This is a genomic window from Tessaracoccus lubricantis (assembly GCF_039544535.1).
Taxonomy (GTDB): domain Bacteria; phylum Actinomycetota; class Actinomycetes; order Propionibacteriales; family Propionibacteriaceae; genus Arachnia; species Arachnia lubricantis.
The window spans coordinates 46,102-64,248 of the sequence record NZ_BAABLV010000027.1 but is presented as its reverse complement, the minus strand read 5'-3'; the positions used below and the strand labels follow the sequence as shown (position 1 = coordinate 64,248).

Here is an 18,147-nt window from a genome sequence, read left to right as displayed (position 1 = left end):
TGATGCCGTGCGTATTCGAGCCCTTGCCCTGTTGGGCGCCGCCACCCTGGTTTCCCTGTCCGCCTGTGGTGACGCGAACCAGTCCAACGCGGAACCCGTGACCGCGGAGAACACCACCACCTGCGACTACCCGTCGGCGGGCGAGCCGGCGAAGGCGGCGGACGCGCCCCCCACCACCGGGGTTCCGACGCAGGGCGAGGTGACCGCCACGCTGGAGCTGACCGCAGGTGACGTGAAGATCACCATGGACCGCGCCAAGGCCCCGTGCACCGTCAACTCGTTCGTCTCACTGGCGGAACAGGGCTACTTCGACGACACCGTGTGCCACCGACTCACCGACTACGGCATCTTCGTCCTCCAGTGCGGCGACCCCTCCGCCACCGGCATGGGCGGCCCCGGCTACAGCTACGCCGACGAGCTGGAGCCCATCAAGGACCTGGGGCTGGGGGCCTACCCGACGGGCACCGTCGCCATGGCCAACGCGGGGCCGGACACCAACGGGTCGCAGTTCTTCCTGGTCTACGCGGATTCGCAGCTCGAGCCCAACTACACCGTCTTCGGCACCATGGATCAGGCCGGGGTCGACGTGGTGGGTGGCATCGCCGCGCAGGGCGTCGACGCGGGTGACCAGACCAGCCCCATCGCCGAGGCCAGCATCACGGCGGTGACGCTGGGCTGAGGCTCAGTCCTGCGTGAGGAACATGCGGGTGATGCTGGTGAACGTCTCGGGATCATCCGCGTGGACCCAGTGGGCGGCGTCCTTGACCGTCACCTGCCGCACCCGGGGGAACAGCGCCTGCATGGGCTCCACGTGCTCCGGGAGGCAGTAGGGGGAGCGGCCGCCGACAACCCACAGCACCGGGCCGTCGAACTCCCCGTCGATCGCGGGCCAGCCACCGACGGCGTGCAGCGAGTCCGCCAGCAGGTCGAGGTTGGCCAGCCAGAACCACACGTCGCCCTTGTGCTGGAGGTTCTGCAGCAGGAAACGCCGCACCATGGTGTCGGGGATGAGTTCCCGGAGGGCCTCGTCAGCCTGGGTCCGGCTCTGGACCTCCGACAGGTCCAGCGTGCGGAGGGCGGCGACGAGGTTGACGAACTGCGCGGCCTCGACGTTGCGGGCCGGTGAGATGTCGACGACCATCAGCCTCTCGACGAGCTCCGGCGCCTGCAGCGCGATGCGCATGGCGATCTTGCCGCCCAACGAGTGCCCGATGAGGGTCACGGGGTGGTCGAAGCTCTGGTGCAACCACTCCGCGACCTCGGCGGCCTGGTTGTCCAGGGAGAAGGTCTCGGTCCAGGGGGAGCGGCCGTGGTTGGGTAGGTCCACCAGGTAGCTGGTGGCCACGTCCGACAGCGCCGTGGCGATCGTGCCGAAGTTCTTGCCCTGGCCGAACAGCCCGTGCAGGAAGACCACCGTGTGTTCCCCGGACCCGATGACCAGGTGGTTGAGTTCAGCCGTCATGCCTGCCCCCAGCAGTGTGTGTGCCAATGTCGTCGGGCGTCCAGCCCCGTGTCGAGACCGTAGGCGCCGTTCTCCGGCCATGCCACCACGTGGGCGGTGCCGGGGGCGACCGTCTGCTGGCAGCCCGGGCAGCGGTACTCCTTCTCCGCGCGGTGCGCCGGCACGTCGCGCACGATGTAGCTCACGCCCCGTTTCGTCACCCTCCGCTGCGACCCGCCCGACAGGAGCGGCCGCGGTGCGCGGGTGTGCTTGGAGGGACGCTTGGCCATCAGAACAGCCGCTCGTCCGCGTTGTCGAGCCCACGGAGGGCGTCGTAGTCGATGAGGCGGCACTCGATGCCGCGGTCGGTGGCCAGCGTGCGCGCCTGCGGCTTGATCTGCTGCGCGGCGAAGATGCCGCGCACCGGCGTCAGCTGCGGGTCGCGGTTCATGAGCTCGAGGTAGCGGGTCAGCTGCTCCACGCCGTCGATCTCCCCGCGCCGCTTCACCTCGACGGCGACGTAGCCGGTGCCCTCGCGCAGCAGGAGGTCGACCGGCCCGATGGGCGTGAGGTATTCGCGCTGGATGAGCTTGAGGCCGTCCCCGAGCGTGCCGGGGTGCTCAGCCAGCAGCGCCTGGAGGTTCTCCTCGACGCCGTCCTTCTGGAGGCCGGGGTCGACGCCGAGTTCGTGGGCGGAGTCGTGCAGCACGTCCGCGATCGAGATGTGCAGTGTGTCGCCGTCCTTCGACCTCACCTGCCAGACCTGGGTGATGCCGAGCCGCTCGACCGCCTCCGGGTCCGGCTCGGTCACCGACAGCGTGCAGGGCGGGCTCATCCAGTTGAGTGGCTTGTAGGCGCGGTCATCGGCGTGCACCGACACCGACCCGTCCGCCTTGACGAGGATGAGGCGGGTGGCGAGCGGCAGGTGGGCCGTCAGCCGGCCCACGTAATCGACCTGGCACCTCGCAATGACCAAACGCACCCGACCAACCTACCAGCCCCGGGCGGGGACTCAGGAAGCGTCGAGCGCCGGCTGGATGATCTCGCGGTACAGGAGCAGCACCGCGGCGGTGGCGGGGATGGCGATGACGGCGCCGATGACCCCGAACAGCATGCCGCCGATGATGGCCGACAGCACCACGAGCGCGCCCGGCACCTTGACCGTGCGCTTCATCACGTTGGGGTACAGGACGTAGGCGTCGAACTGTTGGTAGATGACGAAGTAGATGATCGTGGCGATCCCGATGGTGGGGCTCACGGTGAAGCCGACGATGGCCACGGAGATCATCGCCAGGCTGGTGCCCACCAGCGGGATGAAGCAGAACACGGCGACGACGAAGGCCAGGGCGAGCGAGTAGTCGCCCAGGCCGGCGATGGTCATGAAGATCAGCGCGCACACCGACGCCACCGAGACGATCACGAACATCCCGGTGATGTAGCCCGACACCCCACGGAAGATCTCGTCCGCCAGGTAGCGGGCGCGCGGCCGGCGGCTGGCCGGGGCGAGGGCGTAGATCGTCTCCTTGATGCTCGGCAGCGACGCCAGGAAGTAGACGGTGAGCACCAGCGTCACGATCATCGAGAACACGACGTTGGCCACGAGCCGGCCGGCGCCCATGAGGCCGCCGAAGAGGTTCTGCAGCAGCTCGCCGGAGGTGATGAACTCCTGCGCCTTGGCCAGCACCTCGTCGCGCTGCTCCCAGTCGGCGAGGATGGGGTGGTTCAGCAGCGACTGCAGGATCTGCGGGATCTGTTCGCTGAGTGCCGTGGTCTGCTCCGTGAAGATCGGCACGAGCGCGATGATGCCCAGCGCCACGACGCCGATCAAGAGAAGCGTCACCAGCGCGACTGCGACACCGCGCGGCACCCGCCTGCGGGTCAGGAAGTCGACGGCGGGGTTCAGGCCGAGGGCGAGGAACAGCGCGAGCACCACGAGGATGAGGACGCTCTGGACCGTGAGGACCGCCTGCGCCAGGGCCAGCGCCACCAGGACGCCCAACGCGCCCATGAATCCCATCCCGAACGCCGAGTAGCGGTGGTCGTCACCGGGCGCCGACGGCGGCACGGGCTCGACGACGGTCTCCGGCAGCGGCGTGAGCATGCGGCGGGCGCCGCGCGCGGTGGTGCCGAAGAAGCGGCCCACGACGCGGGGCAGGCGCGCCCGGCCACCGGCCGGGGGGTCGTCGGGTTGGGTCACGGCCGGCTGCTGTCCCGGATCACGGTGGTCTCGCTGTCCGGGTCCACCGTCGGGATGACGCTGGTGGTGTTCTCCGCGTACTGCTCGCCGGATTCCTCGGCGAGCGCGCGGAGGTTGCCGAGCTGGGCCAGCGCGTTGGCGTGCCGGGCTTCGAGAGAGGCGATCTCGCGCTCCAGCTGCTCGCGGCGCCAGGCGACCTTCTCCTCGAGTTCGACCTCGGCGAGCCGCACCCGTTCCCGCATGACGGTGAGCGTCTCCTCACTCTGCCGCGTGGCGGTCAGCCGGATCTCCTCGGCGGCCTTGACGGCCTCTGCGCGGATGGCCTGTGCCTCCTCACGCGCGCCGGCCGCGCGTTCTGCGGCGGCCGCGGCGTCCTTGTCCGCCTGCGCGAGCCGCTCGGCGATGGCGTCGTCGGCCGCCTTGGCATGGGCCGCCAGGTCAGCGGCGGACCGCTCCGCTGCCCGCTCGGTCTCGAGCTTCAGCTCGATGGCCTGCCGTTCGGCCTCCTTGAGGATGCGGTTGGCGTCTGCGCGGGCGGATTCGACGATGCCCTGGGCCTGCGCGGTGGCCCCGTCGACCAACGTCTTGGCGCGGATGCGGGCGTCCCCGAGGATCAGGTCGCTGTCGCGCCGTGCGGTCTCCAGCACGGCCTTGCCCGCCTCGGCCTGCTCCTGGCGCAGCTGGCGCAGGCCCGCGAGCCCGGTGAGCCGCACGTCGTCCGCCTCCTGCTGGGCGGATTCGCGCAGCGCCGCGGCCGTGCGGCGCGCCTCGGTCTTGATGCGCTCGGCCTCGTGCTGGGCACGGTCGACGAGGTCCCCGGCCTGCGCCTCTGCGGCCTTGAGGAGCCCGGCGGCGTGGGCGCCGAGGCGGGTGAAGTCGGTGTCGCCGACGGTGTCGCGCACGTAGCGTGTCTCGCGGGCGTGCTCACGGACCTGCATCTTGAGCTCGGCGACCCTGTTCTCCAGCTCCCGCACGTAGCTGTCGACAGAATGCTTGTCGTAGCCGAGCATCGAGTTCGGGAAGCTGCCCACCGCTGAGGCCCTGTCGTCGAACAGGTTGAGTCCGGTCTCCTCGGTCTCGAGGTCCTGGGGTTCGGTCACCGTGCCATCCTTCCGTCTGACTGTCTACGAGCGTAGTCGGTCCACACGGCCAGCCACCGGGACCGACACGAGGGGGGCGGGACGGATCCACCGTCCCGCCCCCTCGTCGGTCGTCGGTGCGGGCTCAGTGCGCCGCGGGCTCCTTCGGGAGCTCGACGAGCTCGAGCAGCACGCCGCGGGCGTCCTTGGGGTGCACGAAGTTGATGCGGGAGCCGCCGGTGCCGCGCTTGGCCTCGGGGAACAGCAGCCGCATGCCGCGCTCCTTGAGGGTCTCGCTGACCTTGTCGAGGTCCGCCACGCGGTAGGCCAGCTGCTGCATGCCGGGGCCGTTGCGGTCGATGAACTTGGCGATGGTCGAGTTCTCGTTCAGCGGCGCGAGCAGCTGGATCTTGGCGTTCTCCTCGCCCTGCGCGCCGGTGCCCATCATGGCCTCGGCGACACCCTGCTCCTCGTTGACCTCGCGGTGCAGCTCGCGCCAACCGAAGGTCTCGGTGTGGAACTTGACGGCCTCGTCGAGGTCCGGGACGGCCAGGCCGACGTGATCGATGCAGATGAACAGATCAGAGTTTTCCATGGCCCCAGCTTCCCACAGGGCCCCTGGCCACTGACGGCGGGGGTGGCGCTGTCAGTTGGCCAGCGCCGCGTCGACCAGCGCCTTCGCCGCCACCTGCACCTCGGCGAGGTGCGCCTCCGACTTCAGCGACTCCGCGTAGATCTTGTACTTGTCCTCGGTGCCGGAGGGGCGCGCGGCGAACCAGGCGTGGTCCGTGGTCACCTTGATGCCGCCGATGGCCGCATCGTTGCCGGGGGCGTGCGACAGGACCGTGCGGATGGGCTCACCGGCCAGTTCGTCGACGGTGACGTCGGCGCGGCCGAGCTGGCCCAGGCGCGCCTTCTGCTCACGGTTGGCGTCGGCGTCGACACGGGCGTAGTAGGACTTGCCGAACTCCGCCTCGAGCTCGGCGTAGTGCTCGCTGGGCGTCTTGCCGGTCACGGCGATGATCTCCGAGGCGAGCAGTGCCAGCAGGATGCCGTCCTTGTCGGTGGTCCAGGTGCGGCCGTCGAGCGTAAGGAAGGAGGCGCCGGCCGACTCCTCGCCGCCGAAGCCGAGCGAGCCGTCGGTCAGGCCCGGGACGAACCACTTGAAGCCCACGGGCACCTCGACCAGCCGACGGCCGAGCTTGGCGGCGACCTTGTCGATCAGCGAGCTCGACACGAGCGTCTTGCCGATCCCGGCCTGCGACGACCAGCCGGGGCGGTGCGCGAACAGGTAGTTGATGGCGACGGCGAGGTAGGCGTTGGGGTTCATCAGCCCGGCGTCGGGCGTGACGATGCCGTGGCGGTCCGAATCGGCGTCGTTGCCCGTCGCGACAGAGTACCTGCTGCGCTGCGACACCAGGGACGCCATGGCGTTGGGCGAGGAGCAGTCCATGCGGATCTTGCCGTCGGTGTCGAGCGTCATGAACCGCCAGGTGGGGTCCACCGTCGGGTTGACGACCTCGATCGGCAGCCCCTGCTCGGCCAGGTACTGCCAGTACTGCACGGAGGCGCCGCCCATGGGGTCTGCACCGTGGGTGAGCCCGGCCGACTTGATGGCGGGGAAGTTCAGCACCTGTGCGAGCTCTGCGCAGTACGGGGTGCGGTAGTCGTAGCGCTGGATGTCGCCGGCGATCCGCTCGTACGGCGTGCGCTTGACGGCGCCCATGTCAGAGAGCAGTTCGTTGGCCCGGGCCGCGATGACCTTGGTGGCGTCGGTGTCCGCCGGCCCGCCCGTCGGCGGGTTGTACTTGAAGCCGCCGTCGCGCGGCGGGTTGTGCGACGGCGTCACGACGATGCCGTCGGCCTGCGCGCCGCGGGCGTCGTTGTGGCGGATGATCGCGCGCGACACCGCGGGGGTCGGGGTGTACTCGTCCTCGCGCTCCGCGAGAACCTGGACGCCGTTGGCGTGCAGCACCTCGAGCGCGGTCTTCCACGCCGGGAGCGACAGGGCGTGGGTGTCCTTGCCGATGAACAGCGGGCCGGTGGTGCCCTGCGCGGCGCGGTACTCGACGATGGCCTGCGTGGTGGCCGCGATGTGCGCCTCGTTGAAGGCGGTGTCCAGCGACGAGCCGCGGTGGCCCGAGGTGCCGAAGACGACCATCTGGTCGGGGTTCGACGGGTCCGGGGTGCGGTCGTAGTAGGCGGCGAGAAGCTCGTCGACGTTGATGAGGTCGGATTCCTGGGCCGGCTGGCCGGCGCGCTCGTGTGCCATGGCAGTCATCCTAATCAGAACAGCACGGAGGCGAGCCGGCGGCGGGCCTTGAGCACGACCGGCTCGGTGCGCCCCGCGACCTCGAACAGCTCCAGGAGCCGCACGCGGATCTGGTCGCGCTGGTCCGCGTCCGACTCCGCGGCCAACCCGAGGAGCCGGTCGAAGGCCTCCTCGTAGCGACCGTTGATGACCTCGAGGTCTGCCGCGTCGAACTGCGCGGCGAGGTCGTCGGGGTCCGCGCCGGCGCGCTCGACGATCTCCAGCGCGTCGAACGAGGAGGACCGCTCCAGGAGCGCGCTCTGGGCGCGGCCGGCGATCACCTCGGCGTCGTGCGGGGTCTCCTTGAGGAGTTCGTCGAACTCCTTGACCGCCTGGGCGAAGTCGCCGGCCTGAAGGGCGGCGTCGGCCTTCGCGAAGCGCGGGTTGGCAGCCGCGGCCGCCGCCTCATCCGTGCCATTGCCATTGCCGGGCGCGGCGCCGCCGACCGGCTGGGCGCGACCCGTCATGCCGTTGGCGACGGCGAGCTGGGCGATCTGGTCGAGCACGGCGGAGATCTCCCCGCGCGACTTCGTGCCCTGGAACAGCGGCGCCATCTGGCCGCCGATGAGCGCCACGACGGTGGGCACGGCCTGCACGCCGAGCGCCTGCGCCAGGCGCGGCTCGGCGTCGACGTCCACGCGGGCCAACAGGAACCGGCCCTGCGCCGCGTTCACGAGGTCCGCGAGGGCGGACGAGACCGCCTGGCCATTGGGGTCGCGCGGCGAGAAGAACTCGACGATGACCGGGTGCTGGACGGACTTCGCGGCGAGGTCGTTGAAGCCCGCTTCCGTGACCGCGGTCACGTAGCCGCCTGCTGCGGTCTGGCCGGCTTCGGCGAGGGCGGAGAGGTCGACGGCGCCAGGGCGCGTGAAGTTCGCATCAGTCATGCGGCAATCCTATGGCCGATGCGCAGGGCCCGTCTCGCGCCAGAGGAGGTCTGAGCCGCTCCACGGCGTGCGGCCCACCTCGACGGTGAACGGCCCTCGCCGCATGAGCATGCCGCCGTCGTCGAGGATCTCGACCTCGACCCCGGCCAGGTCAGGGCTGCGCAGTTCGGGGTGCTCGCGGCGCAGGCGCAGCAGCGTGCGGTACCACTCGAGCATTCGCCCATGCTCCGCGTCCGTGCGCTCGTCCCACCGGAGCTTCGCGCTGGTGAACGTCTCCTCGGCCTGCGGGTCGGGCGTGGGGTCCGACCAGCCCATGTCCCGGAACTCCCTGGCGCGGCCCTCCGTGACGAACGGCGCCAGCTCCGGGCCCAGGTCGCTGAAGAAGGGGAACGGGCTGGACGCCGCCCATTCCTCGCCCATGAACAGCATGGGCGTGGACGGGCCCAGCAGGTACAACGCGGCGGCGGCCGCCTGGGCTGCGTGGCCGGCGTGCATGTGGAACCGGTCGCCGGTGGCGCGGTTGCCCACCTGGTCGTGGTTCTGGAGGCACACGACGAACGAGTGTCCGTCGTAGTGCGGCGACTCCGGGTCCACCGGCGCGCCCCAGGGCACGCCTCGGAACTGCGACACGCCGCCGTCGCGGACGAAGACGCGGGTGAGCGCCTTGGCGAGCGCTTCGGCCGAGCCGTAGTCGACGTAGTAGCCCTGCGTCTCGCCGCTGAAGTAGGCGTGGAGTGCGTGGTGGACGTCGTCGGCCCACTGGGCGTCCATGCCCATGGCCCCCGGCGAGCTGCCCACCGGCGACACCATCTCGGCGCGGTTCAGGTCGGACTCTGCGATCAGCGTCATCGTCCGGCCGGTCTCGCGCTCCCATTGCGCGACGCCGTCGGACAGCTCCGCGAGGAAGTGGCGCGGCGAGTCGTCCTTGAGTGCGTGCACGGCATCGAGCCGGAGGCCGTCGACGCCGACGTCGACCAGGAAGTACCGGGCCGAGCCGATGAAGTAGGCGCGCACCTCGTCGGCGCTTACGTCGTCGAGGTTGACCGCGTCGCCCCAGGGCGTGGTGTGCCGGTCCGTGAAGTACGGCCCGAACTTCGCCAGGTGGTTGCCCTCGGGGCCGAGGTGGTTGTGCACCACGTCGAGCACCACGCCCAGCCCGCGCTCGTGGGCGGCGTCGACGAAGCGGACGAGCGCCTCCTGGTCGCCGTAGGCGGCGTGGACCGACCAGGGCGCGACGCCGTCGTAGCCCCAGCCGCGGTCGCCGGCGAAGGACGCCAGCGGCATCAGTTCGACGGCGTCCACGCCGAGGTCGACCAGGTGGTCGAGGCGATCGATGGCGGCGTCGAGCGTGCCCTCGTCGGTGAACGTCCCGACGTGCAGCTCGTAGAGGACGCGGCCGAGGATCGGGAATCCGCGCCCGCCCGCGCCGCTGCGCCCGGCCGGGAACGGCCCTTCCACCCAGCGGCTGAGCCCGTGCACGCCGTCGGGCTGGCTGAGCGTCCGCGGGTCGGGGAAGGGCCCCTGGCCGTCGAGGACGAAGCCGTACCTGTCGCCATGCCGCAGCTCGACGTCGGAGACCCACCACCCCGGGCGGGCCGGATCCGGGTGCATCGGGTGCCGTGCGGTGCCCAGGTGGAGCTCGACGGTACCGGGGGTCGGCGCCCACACCTGTGCGCGGGTCACGAGGTCACTGCCACGAGGAGGGCGACGGGGAGCTCGGCCAGCACCTGGGCCAGCGGCTGGGCGCCGCCGTCGAACTCCAAGCCGGAGAGCGCGCACCGGTACCTGCCCTCGGGGAGGATGATCTGGTGCTCACCCCAGCCGCCGCGCTCCGCCAGCACCGACGGCAGGCGCGTGGCCGCTGCCACCGCGACGACCCCGAACCGCTCGGTGCCGCGGGCGAAGGCGACGGCGTGCCCCGTGGTGGTCGCCACGGGCGCGTAGGTGGAGCCCGGCCCGCGGAAGGCGTCGGCATGCGAGCGCCGCACCCGCAGCGTCCGGCTGGTGACCAGCAGCTTCTCCGCGTCCAGCGACGGCGGGGCCTCGGAGCGGTCGAGCTTCGTGAGCAACGCGGCGCGCGCCCCCAGGTCCACGGAGCGGCGGTTGTCGGGGTCGACCAGCGACAGGTCGACGACCTCGCAGCCCTGGTAGACGTCGGGCACGCCCGGCATCGCGAGCTGGATCAGCTTCGCGCCCAGCACGTTGGTGCGCACCGTGGGCCCGGTCACCTCGTCGAAGGCCGCCCAGGCGGCGCGGCACCGCTGGTCCGCCAGGCCCGCGTGGGCGAGGTCGCGGACGGCGGCCTCGTAGGCCTCGTCCGGCGAGGTCCACGTCGTGTGCCGCTTGGCCTCACGCATGGCCTTGGTGAGGTAGCCGTCGAGCCGCTCCTCGGTGATGGGGCGCACGGCGGCCAGGGTCTGCCACACCAACAACTCGGTCGCCCCGTCGACCAGCGGCGAGCGCACGTCCTCCGTGGCCGAACGCAACTCGGTCAGGCACGTCTCCCACGCCCTGGCGTGCTCGAGCAGCGCGGCGAGCCTGGCGCGGACGTCCTCGGACCGCTTGGTGTCGTGCGTCGACAGCGTGGTCATGGTGGCGGGCCAATCGGTGGCCAGCGTCTCGCTGAAGTCGTGGAAGGCGTCGGGCGAGATGCCGACGATCGTCGGCTCGCTGCCCACCTCGTTGACCCCGACGAACCGGTTCCACCGGTAGAAAGCGGTGTCCTCCTTGGCCTTGGCCATGACGGGCCCGCACGTCTGCGCGAAGCGGATCATGAACTCGGCACGCAACGCCGGCACGTCCGGTGGGCTGTCGGGCAGCTCCGTGGTGACCGGGTGCGTGGTGACGGGGGGCAACGTCTCGGCGCCGCCGCCGTCGCCGGTGGGGTCCTGGCCGCAGACCAGCGACACGATGAGGTCGAGCGTGGCCTGCTCGTCCTCGTCGAGCTCGGGGCGCGCCCGGTCGGCGGCGTCGCGCACCACCGCGGACTCGGCGTCACTGGCGGGCAGCCCGGGCTCGAGGTAGGCGCGGTAGCGGTCCATGTGGATCAGGAGCCGGCGGATGGCGCGGTCGATGGCGCGCCGGGTGTGGTCGTGCAGCCGCAGGTCCGAGTCGCAGATGGCCACGGCGATCGACGTCAGGCGGTTGACCTCGGCGAACAGGATTGAGCTGACCAGTTCCTCCTTGGCGTGCTGCAGGACCTGCCCGAACCACCCCTCGGAGGTGTCGGCCACGCGCTCCCAGATGTCGTTGAGCCGGGGCAGCTGCGTGGGGTCGTGGAACAAACCCGCCACCCGTAGCAGCGCGTCGTAGCCGGTGGTGCCTGCACAGCGGGACCCCGAGGGGAGCTGCTCGTGCGGTTCGAGGATCTTCTCGACGACGACCCAGCAGCCGCCGGTGGCGCGGTGCAGCATCTGCAGGTACCCGCGTGGGGTGGCCAGCCCGTCGGGGTGGTCGATGCGGAAGCCGTCGATGAGCCCCTCGTCGAACAGCTGGAGGAGCTTGGCGTGGCTGGCCTCGAACACGGCGGGGTCCTCCACGCGGATGGCGGCGAGCGTGTCGACGTCGAAGAAGCGGCGGTAGTTGAGTTCCTCGTTGCCCACCTTCCAGTACGCGAGGCGGTACCACTGCTGTTCCAGCAGGTCGACCAGCGGGAGGCGCTCGGTGCCCGGGCGCACAGGGAAGACGTGGTCGTGGTAGACGACGACGGGCTCGCTGCCGTCGTGGGACTCGCGCGTCTCGAGGCGGATCGTCCCGTCTGCCAGTTCGTCGCCGATCCGGCGACCGAGGACGGGCATGAGGATGGCGCGCGAGCGCGTCAGGTCGATGTCGAACCACCCGGCGTACTCGGACTCCGCCCCCGAGCGCAGCACGTCCCACAGGGCACGGTTGCGCCACAGCGGCGTGGGTACCGCCATGTGGTTGGGCACCACGTCGACGATGATGCCCAGGTCATTGCCGTGCGCGGTGGCCACGAGGCGGCGGAAGGCCTCCTCGCCGCCGCAGTCCTCCGAGATGCGCGCATGGTCCACCACGTCGTAGCCGTGCAGCGAGCCGGGCACCGCCTGGAGGATCGGTGAGCAGAACAGGTGGGTCACGCCGAGCGAGGCCAGGTACGGCACGTGCCGGGCCGCGTCGTCGAACGAGAAGCCCGCGTTCAGTTGGACGCGGTACGTGGACGTGGGAAGGGCAAATGCGGACTGGGGCACTTCTTCAGCATAGGCGCGGCTAGGGTTCGACCATGAGCGAAATCCCCGACGGCTCCGACCCCACCGAGCTGGCCCACTGGCTGTTCGACCAGGCCCGGCAGGGTGAGACGCAGCGGCTGGGCGCCTATGTCGACGCCGGCGCCCCCGTCGACCTCACCGACGCCGACGGAAACACGCTGCTGATGCTGGCGGCCTACCACGGGCACGCGGACACCGTGCGCGCGCTGGTGGCCAGGGGCGCGAACCCCGACGCGTTGAACGACAGGGGCCAGTCGCCGTTGGCGGGCGCGGTGTTCAAGCAGGCCGACGACGTGGTGGCGGCACTGCTGGACGCCGGGGCGGACCCGGACGCGGGCGAGCCGTCCGCGCGGGCGACCGCGCAGCTGTTCGGCGTCACGCTCAGGGAGCGCTGACGGGGTAGCCGTTCTCCGTGAGGCCGGTGTAGCCGTCGAGCATGAGGCGGATGCGCCGCGCCGACAGTTCGATGACGTGGTGGTCGAGGTCCTCCGGGGCCACCCAGTGGATGGCCACGATCTCGCGGTCGTCGGTGCCCAGCCGCGAGACGGTGTCGTCGTCCAGGACGCCGCCGTCGAAGACGAACTCCACTGCGTCCGACCACCCCAGGTAGGGCGGCATCCAGTCGACGAGCAGCGGCTGGCCGAAGCGCACCTCGATGCCCAGTTCCTCGAGGCATTCGCGTTCGCCGCCCAGCTTCGGCGACTCCCCGCGCTCGACGACGCCCCCGGGCAGTTCCCAGTCCTTCTTGTACGAGGTCTCCAGGAGCAGCACGCGGCCCTCCGCATCGCGGAACAGTGCGTGCGAGATCAACCGCTTGGTCGGCAGGATCGAGTCGAGGACGCCGGAGAACCCGATCTCGCCGTAGACGGTGTCGACGGCGAGCCGGGCGTAGACGAGGATGTCGCGGTAGACGCCCTGCTCCGGCTCGATCGCCGAGCGGAGCCTGCCCTCCAGGCGGAACCCGGCGCGGTGGAGCGCCACGCGCGCCGCAGTGTCCCATTCCGGCAGCTCGACCTGGAGTCGGCGCAGGTCGTGCGCCAGGATCGCGTCGTCGGACGCCAGCGAGATGGCCCGCTGCAGCGTGTCGACGTCGACGGCCTGCTCCTCCCAGCGGAGCGTGCCGACGCCGCCGCTGATGTCGACGGAGACCCTGAAGTCGCTCACTGACCCGAGGCCCTGCGCAGCCACACCGAGCCCAGCGGGGGCACGGTGACGTTGGCGCGCGCCGGCCAGTGGCCCCACGGCTCGTCGACGGCGTGCACCTCGCCGAGGTTGCCGTACTCGCCGGAGCCGTCGTAGATCGGCGCGTCGGTGTTGAGGATCTCCTCCCACGAGCCGCCTGCCGGCAGGCCGATCTCGTAGTCCTCGAGCGGCTCAGGGGAGAAGTTCGTGACGCAGGCGACGTGGTTGCCGTGGGTGTCGTGGCGCACCCAGCTCAGCGCGTTGTGGCCGCCGTCGTCTGCGTTGATCCAGCTGAAGCCCTCCGGTTCGTTGTCCAGTTCGTAGAGCGCGGGGTTGGCGCGGTAGGTGAGGTTGAGGTCGCGGAAGAGGCGCTGCAGCCCGCCGTGGCCCCACAGCTCGCTGACCCACCACTCCAGCGAGACGGACTCGTTGAACTCGGGACGCTGGCCGAACTCGCACCCCATGAACAGCAGCTGCTTGCCCGGGAAGGACCACATGAAGGAGTAGAACGCGCGCAGCGTGGCGAACTTGCGCCAGTCGTCCTGCGGCACCTTGTTGATCATCGACCCCTTGCCGTGCACGACCTCGTCGTGGCTGATCGGCAGGATGAAGTTCTCCGAGTACTGGTAGACCATCGCGAACGTCAGCAGGTTGTGCTCGTACTGGCGGTACACGGGGTCGAGCTGCAGGTAGCGCAGCGAGTCGTTCATCCAGCCCATGTTCCACTTGAACCCGAAGCCGAGGCCGCCCTGGTGCACCGGCTTGGTGACGCCCGGGAAGCTGGTGGACTCCTCCGCGATCATCAGCACGCCGGGTTCGCGTTCGTACAGGTGCCGGTTGACGTAGCGCAGGAAGTCGATGGCCTCGAGGTTCTCCCGGCCGCCGTGCTCGTTGGGCACCCACTGACCCTCCTCGCGCGAGTAGTCGAGGTACAGCATCGAGGCGACGGCGTCGACGCGCAGGCCGTCGACGTGGAACTCCTGGATCCAGTACAGGGCGTTGGACACCAGGAAGCTCTTCACCTCGTTGCGGCCGTAGTTGAAGATGTAGGTGCCCCAGTCCTGGTGCTCGCCCTGACGGGGGTCGGCATGCTCGTAGAGCGCGGTGCCGTCGAAGCGGCCAAGCGCCCAGTCGTCCTTGGGGAAGTGGCCCGGCACCCAGTCCATGATCACGCCGATGCCCGCCTGGTGGAGGCGGTCGATGAGGTAGCGCAGGTCGTCGGGCTTGCCGAAGCGGGAGGTGGGGGAGAAGTAGCCGGTGACCTGGTAGCCCCAGCTGGGCTCGAACGGGTGCTCCGCGACCGGCATGAACTCGACGTGCGTGTACCCCTGCCACTTGACGTAGCTGACCAGTTCCTCGGCCAGGTCGAGGTAGCTCTTGCCCTTGCGCCAGCCGCCGAGGTGGACCTCGTAGATGCTCATCGGCTCGGCATGGGCCTTGGCCTGGCGTCGTCTGGCGACCCACTCGTCATCGGACCAGATGTACTTCGACTCGTAGACGATCGACGCGTTGGCGGGGGCCTGCTCGGAGAACTTGGCCATGGGATCGACCTTCTCCAGCCACTGCCCGTCTGCCGTCTCGATCCGGAACTTGTACAACGTGCCCTCGCCGAGCCCCTCGATGAAGGTGGCCCACACGCCTGAGCCGGGCACCAGGTGGAGCGAGTCGCCCGTCCACCAGTTGAAGTCGCCGATGACCTGCACGGAGCGCGCGTTGGGCGCCCACACGGCGAAGCGGACGCCCGTGACCTCGCCCCGCTCAGGGTGGTGGACCGTGACGACCTTGCTGCCGAGCCGCCGCCACAGCTCTGTGTCGCCGCCGTTGTGGAAACCCTCGAAGTCCCACCCGGTCAGTCCGCCGAACTGGTCGTGCGTCATGTCATTGCTCCTTCATGCAGCCGTGTGCGTCAATCTATCGTGCCCATGGGTGCGGCGCAGGTGGACGGTACCCTCGGCCGGCCCGGTTCAGGCCTCGCTCACGAAGGCGAGCCACCGCTGGACGAGCCCGTCGGGGTCCGCGGCCCCGATGAGGTGGTTGCTGTCGAAGTCGGGCGCCTCGAGCAGGGCCCGGAGCATGGGTTCGAACACCGGTGCCCAGGGCTCCTCCGGGTGGCGGCCAGAGCGTCGGGCGACCTCCTCGGCCGCCCCCAGGAAGCGCGCGGCGTAGTCGGCGTGGCCCAGCTGCTGGTGGGCCAGCGCGAGGCAACGCATGGCCACGACCTCGTGGCCCGTGTGGCAGCCCACCTCGTCGAGTCGGCTCAGCACGGTGGTGGCCATGCCGAGCGCGGCTGCGGGCTGTCCCTCGGCCAGTTCGACGACGGCGGCATCGGCGGCGACGTGCACCGCCGCCGTCCCCATGGGGTGACGCGCGGACAGCTCCAGCATCTCGTCGACGTTGACGCGCGCCTGGGCCAGCCGCCCCAGCCGCACGAGGGGCTCGACGAGCCGGCCGAGCGCCACGACCAGGTCCCGGGGCTCGCCCGAGCGGCGCAGCGTCGCGACGGCGCGGAAGCCCAACTCGACGGCCCTGGCCGGGTCGCCCTCCGCGTCGGCCGTGGCCACCTCGCAGCCCAGCGCCAGCGCCTCGAGGACGGGGTCCGGCTCGGCCGCCCGCATGGCCTGGCCCGCGCAGCGGGCCGCCTCCTCGACGTGCAACGCGGCGGCGTGCAGGCAGCCCAGGGTGCACCACCCGTCGACCACCAGCCGGCTGTGGTACCAGGGGGTGGCCTCCGCCGCCCGCAGCGCGGCCTCGAGCGCAGGCGGGTCCGCCTCCCCGGTCAGGACGAGCAGGCCACCGAGCGCGATGCGCAGGGCGACGGCGTCGTCGGGATGTGCGGAGGCAAGCGCGCCGCGCAGCACGCGGACGCCCTCCGGGATGCGGGCGGTGGCCAGCCAGAACGGCTCGAGCCAGGGCAGCAGCACGCCGGGGTGTCCCATGTCGCAGGAGATCGCCACGGCGCGCAGCACCGCGGGCTCGTCGTCGACGAGGGCCTGGACCGACGGTTGGGCGCCGTCGGGTGGCCGCACGAGGTCGGTCACGGCGTCGAGCAGCGCGTCGCGGGCAGCCTCGTCGGAGCCGCCCAACGCCTGCGCCACCGGCGGCAGGACGAGGAAGTGGTCCGAGTGCGTCGGGCCGGTGACCAGGCCGGCGTCCACCAGTTCCACCAGGGCGTCGGGGTGGCGGCTCAACGCGTCCACGAGGCGTCCGCTCACCAGGCCCGCCGCCTCCGCCATGGCCCCGAGCAGGAGTTGGGCCTCGGGCGAGCAGTTCGACACCGCCCACGCCACGACGTCGGGGATGCTGCGCCGGGGGTCGCGGTTCGCCGTGAAGGTGGCGAGGGTGCCCGGGGAGCGGCGCAGCTGTTCGACGAGCCTGGCCGGTGTCGACACGCGCACCCTCGCCGCCAGCAGTTCGATCGCCAGTGGGAGGCCGCCGCTCAACCGGCACAGTTCCCGGATGTCCTCCTCGGCGCCGTCGAGGTCGATGTCGGGCCGCATCCTGCGGCAGTGCCGGACGAAGAGGCGCTCGGCGGGTGACGAATCGTCGGAGTCCATCGGCAGGGGTGGCTCGGCGATCGCCAACTCGGGGGGCAGTCCGACCGGTTGCCGAGCCGTCACCAGCAGCGTCGCCTCGGGCGCCCGCTGGAGCAGGTCAGTGGCGAGGTCGGCGAAACCCTCGAACTCCTCGGCGTTGTCAGCCACCAGCACGCAGGGCCCCGCGGCGGCCAGCACGGCGGCGGGGTCGCCGTCGGAACTCAGCTGCAGGGCCCGACACCAGGATTCCAGCGCGTGGTGCGGGCTCGACACCCGCATGAACTCGGTGGCGGCGACACGACGCGACGCGGCCCCGAGCCGCTCGACGACCGCCCCGCACAGCGCCGACTTGCCGATGCCGCCCAGCCCGTGCAGCGTGACGAGGCGGTGGGAGTCGACGGCCTGCAGCACGCGGTCGATGAGGTCGTCGCGCCCGAGGAGCTCGGTCGGCGGCACGACGGCCCCGCGCGCCGTGGGCTGGGTGACGGGCGAGGGGAGCCGATGGTTGAGGACGTCGCGCTGGAGCGCGGCCAGCTGCGGGGACGGCTCGACGCCCAACTCGTCGAGCAACGTGCGGCGCGCCTGCTGGTAGGTCTCCAGCGCCGCGTGTGGCTGCCCGGCGTGGTACTGCGCGGCCATCAGCCTCGACCAGGAGGCCTCGTCGAGCGGGTCGTCGGCGACGAGGGCGCGGGCCTCCTCGACGGCCCGGTCGGCGCGTCCGCTGCGGAACAGTGCGATGACCTGGTCGCGCCGGGCGGCGAGCAGCCGTTCGGCGATGGCGCGGCGGGCCTGGTCCAGCGCCGGCGTGAGGTCCAGTCCGGCCAGGAGCGGGCCGGAGGCCAGCGAGAGCGCCCTTTCCAGCACGTCGAGGGCCTGGTCGGGATCGGCGCTGCGCAGCAGCGACTGGGCCCGGGTGACCAACGCCTCGAACAGCCCGGCGTCGACGTCACTGATGCTGCAGCCCAGGGTGTAGGTGGCGCCCTCCCGGACGATGCCGATGCCGACGGCGTCGAGGATCTTGCGCAGGCCGGAGATGTGGACCTGGAGCGCGTTGTGCACGCTGTCGGGTGGGTCGTCCCCCCCACACCGCGGCCACGAGGTCGGGTACCGGGACGGGCCTGCCGGGCCGCAACGCGAGGGCGGCGAGGAGCACGCGCTGCCGGGTCCCCGTCAGTGCGGGGCCAGCACCATCGGCGCCCAGGACCCGCACCGGGCCGAGCAGTCGAATCCGGCAACCCCGCTCCACGGGCACATCGTCGCACGTCGGAGCGCGTTTCGCGGCCGGACCGGG

At 71.2% G+C, this 18,147-nt stretch carries 15 protein-coding genes; 2 read left to right on the top strand and 13 right to left on the bottom strand.

Annotation, left to right across the window (positions count from 1 at the left end):
- The first annotated feature begins 7 nt into the window (after positions 1–7).
- Positions 8–679, top strand: coding sequence for a peptidylprolyl isomerase (locus tag ABEA30_RS09015; RefSeq protein ID WP_345582052.1), 672 nt, complete (start codon positions 8–10; stop codon positions 677–679).
- Positions 680–682: 3 nt separating this feature from the next.
- Here ABEA30_RS09015 and ABEA30_RS09010 read toward each other — a convergent pair whose 3' ends face one another.
- The 10 genes from ABEA30_RS09010 to treY all read right to left on the bottom strand — a co-directional run bounded on the left by ABEA30_RS09010 (position 683) and on the right by treY (position 12,123).
- Positions 683–1,462, bottom strand: a complete 780-nt coding sequence (locus ABEA30_RS09010; protein ID WP_345582050.1) for an alpha/beta fold hydrolase — start codon at positions 1,460–1,462, stop codon at positions 683–685.
- On the bottom strand, positions 1,459–1,731 hold the full coding sequence (locus ABEA30_RS09005) for a hypothetical protein (RefSeq protein ID WP_345582048.1): 273 nt from the start codon (positions 1,729–1,731) through the stop codon (positions 1,459–1,461). The genes ABEA30_RS09010 and ABEA30_RS09005 overlap by 4 nt, the downstream gene beginning before the upstream one ends.
- Positions 1,731–2,423, bottom strand: coding sequence for an endonuclease NucS (nucS, locus tag ABEA30_RS09000; RefSeq protein ID WP_345582047.1), 693 nt, complete (start codon positions 2,421–2,423; stop codon positions 1,731–1,733). Before nucS ends, ABEA30_RS09005 begins: the two co-directional genes overlap by 1 nt.
- Before the next feature lie 30 nt (positions 2,424–2,453).
- The gene (locus ABEA30_RS08995; RefSeq protein WP_345582046.1) at positions 2,454–3,638 is read right to left on the bottom strand and encodes an AI-2E family transporter; all 1,185 of its coding nucleotides are present in this window, start codon (positions 3,636–3,638) and stop codon (positions 2,454–2,456) included.
- Positions 3,635–4,738, bottom strand: coding sequence for a DivIVA domain-containing protein (locus tag ABEA30_RS08990; protein WP_345582045.1), 1,104 nt, complete (start codon positions 4,736–4,738; stop codon positions 3,635–3,637). Before ABEA30_RS08990 ends, ABEA30_RS08995 begins: the two co-directional genes overlap by 4 nt.
- A gap of 124 nt (positions 4,739–4,862) precedes the next feature.
- Positions 4,863–5,312 (bottom strand): methylmalonyl-CoA epimerase, encoded by a 450-nt coding sequence (gene mce / locus ABEA30_RS08985; RefSeq protein WP_345582043.1) that lies wholly within the window; start codon positions 5,310–5,312, stop codon positions 4,863–4,865.
- A gap of 51 nt (positions 5,313–5,363) precedes the next feature.
- Positions 5,364–6,989 (bottom strand): phosphoglucomutase (alpha-D-glucose-1,6-bisphosphate-dependent), encoded by a 1,626-nt coding sequence (gene pgm, locus ABEA30_RS08980; RefSeq protein ID WP_345582041.1) that lies wholly within the window; start codon positions 6,987–6,989, stop codon positions 5,364–5,366.
- A 14-nt stretch (positions 6,990–7,003) separates the two neighbouring features.
- Positions 7,004–7,915 (bottom strand): tetratricopeptide repeat protein, encoded by a 912-nt coding sequence (locus ABEA30_RS08975; RefSeq protein ID WP_345582039.1) that lies wholly within the window; start codon positions 7,913–7,915, stop codon positions 7,004–7,006.
- Positions 7,916–7,924: 9 nt separating this feature from the next.
- Entirely contained in the window at positions 7,925–9,598 is a 1,674-nt protein-coding gene (treZ, locus tag ABEA30_RS08970; RefSeq protein ID WP_345582037.1) for a malto-oligosyltrehalose trehalohydrolase, read from the bottom strand.
- Positions 9,595–12,123, bottom strand: a complete 2,529-nt coding sequence (gene treY / locus ABEA30_RS08965; RefSeq protein ID WP_345582035.1) for a malto-oligosyltrehalose synthase — start codon at positions 12,121–12,123, stop codon at positions 9,595–9,597. Before treY ends, treZ begins: the two co-directional genes overlap by 4 nt.
- Before the next feature lie 32 nt (positions 12,124–12,155).
- On the opposite strand from treY, the gene ABEA30_RS08960 reads away from it, so the two are divergent.
- On the top strand, positions 12,156–12,536 hold the full coding sequence (locus ABEA30_RS08960) for an ankyrin repeat domain-containing protein (RefSeq protein ID WP_345582033.1): 381 nt from the start codon (positions 12,156–12,158) through the stop codon (positions 12,534–12,536).
- Here the strand turns inward: ABEA30_RS08960 and ABEA30_RS08955 are convergent.
- The 3 genes from ABEA30_RS08955 to ABEA30_RS08945 all read right to left on the bottom strand — a co-directional run bounded on the left by ABEA30_RS08955 (position 12,523) and on the right by ABEA30_RS08945 (position 17,915).
- On the bottom strand, positions 12,523–13,305 hold the full coding sequence (locus ABEA30_RS08955; RefSeq protein ID WP_345582031.1) for an NUDIX hydrolase: 783 nt from the start codon (positions 13,303–13,305) through the stop codon (positions 12,523–12,525). The two genes, ABEA30_RS08960 and ABEA30_RS08955, sit on opposite strands and share 14 nt — an antisense overlap.
- On the bottom strand, positions 13,302–15,200 hold the full coding sequence (gene glgB, locus ABEA30_RS08950) for a 1,4-alpha-glucan branching protein GlgB (RefSeq protein ID WP_345582029.1): 1,899 nt from the start codon (positions 15,198–15,200) through the stop codon (positions 13,302–13,304). Before glgB ends, ABEA30_RS08955 begins: the two co-directional genes overlap by 4 nt.
- A gap of 87 nt (positions 15,201–15,287) precedes the next feature.
- Positions 15,288–17,915, bottom strand: a complete 2,628-nt coding sequence (locus ABEA30_RS08945; protein WP_345582027.1) for an AfsR/SARP family transcriptional regulator — start codon at positions 17,913–17,915, stop codon at positions 15,288–15,290.
- Positions 17,916–18,147 lie beyond the last annotated feature (232 nt).

Excerpts from the sequence above, each read along its gene's own strand:
- pgm (WP_345582041.1), bottom strand. The coding sequence starts at position 6,989 with ATGGCACACGAGCGCGCCGGCCAGCCGGCCCAGGAATCCGACCTCATC.
- ABEA30_RS08960 (WP_345582033.1), top strand. The coding sequence starts at position 12,156 with ATGAGCGAAATCCCCGACGGCTCCGACCCCACCGAGCTGGCCCACTGG.
- glgB (WP_345582029.1), bottom strand. The coding sequence starts at position 15,200 with ATGACGCACGACCAGTTCGGCGGACTGACCGGGTGGGACTTCGAGGGT.
- ABEA30_RS09005 (WP_345582048.1), bottom strand. The coding sequence starts at position 1,731 with ATGGCCAAGCGTCCCTCCAAGCACACCCGCGCACCGCGGCCGCTCCTG.
- ABEA30_RS08975 (WP_345582039.1), bottom strand. The coding sequence starts at position 7,915 with ATGACTGATGCGAACTTCACGCGCCCTGGCGCCGTCGACCTCTCCGCC.
- mce (WP_345582043.1), bottom strand. The coding sequence starts at position 5,312 with ATGGAAAACTCTGATCTGTTCATCTGCATCGATCACGTCGGCCTGGCC.
- ABEA30_RS09010 (WP_345582050.1), bottom strand. The coding sequence starts at position 1,462 with ATGACGGCTGAACTCAACCACCTGGTCATCGGGTCCGGGGAACACACG.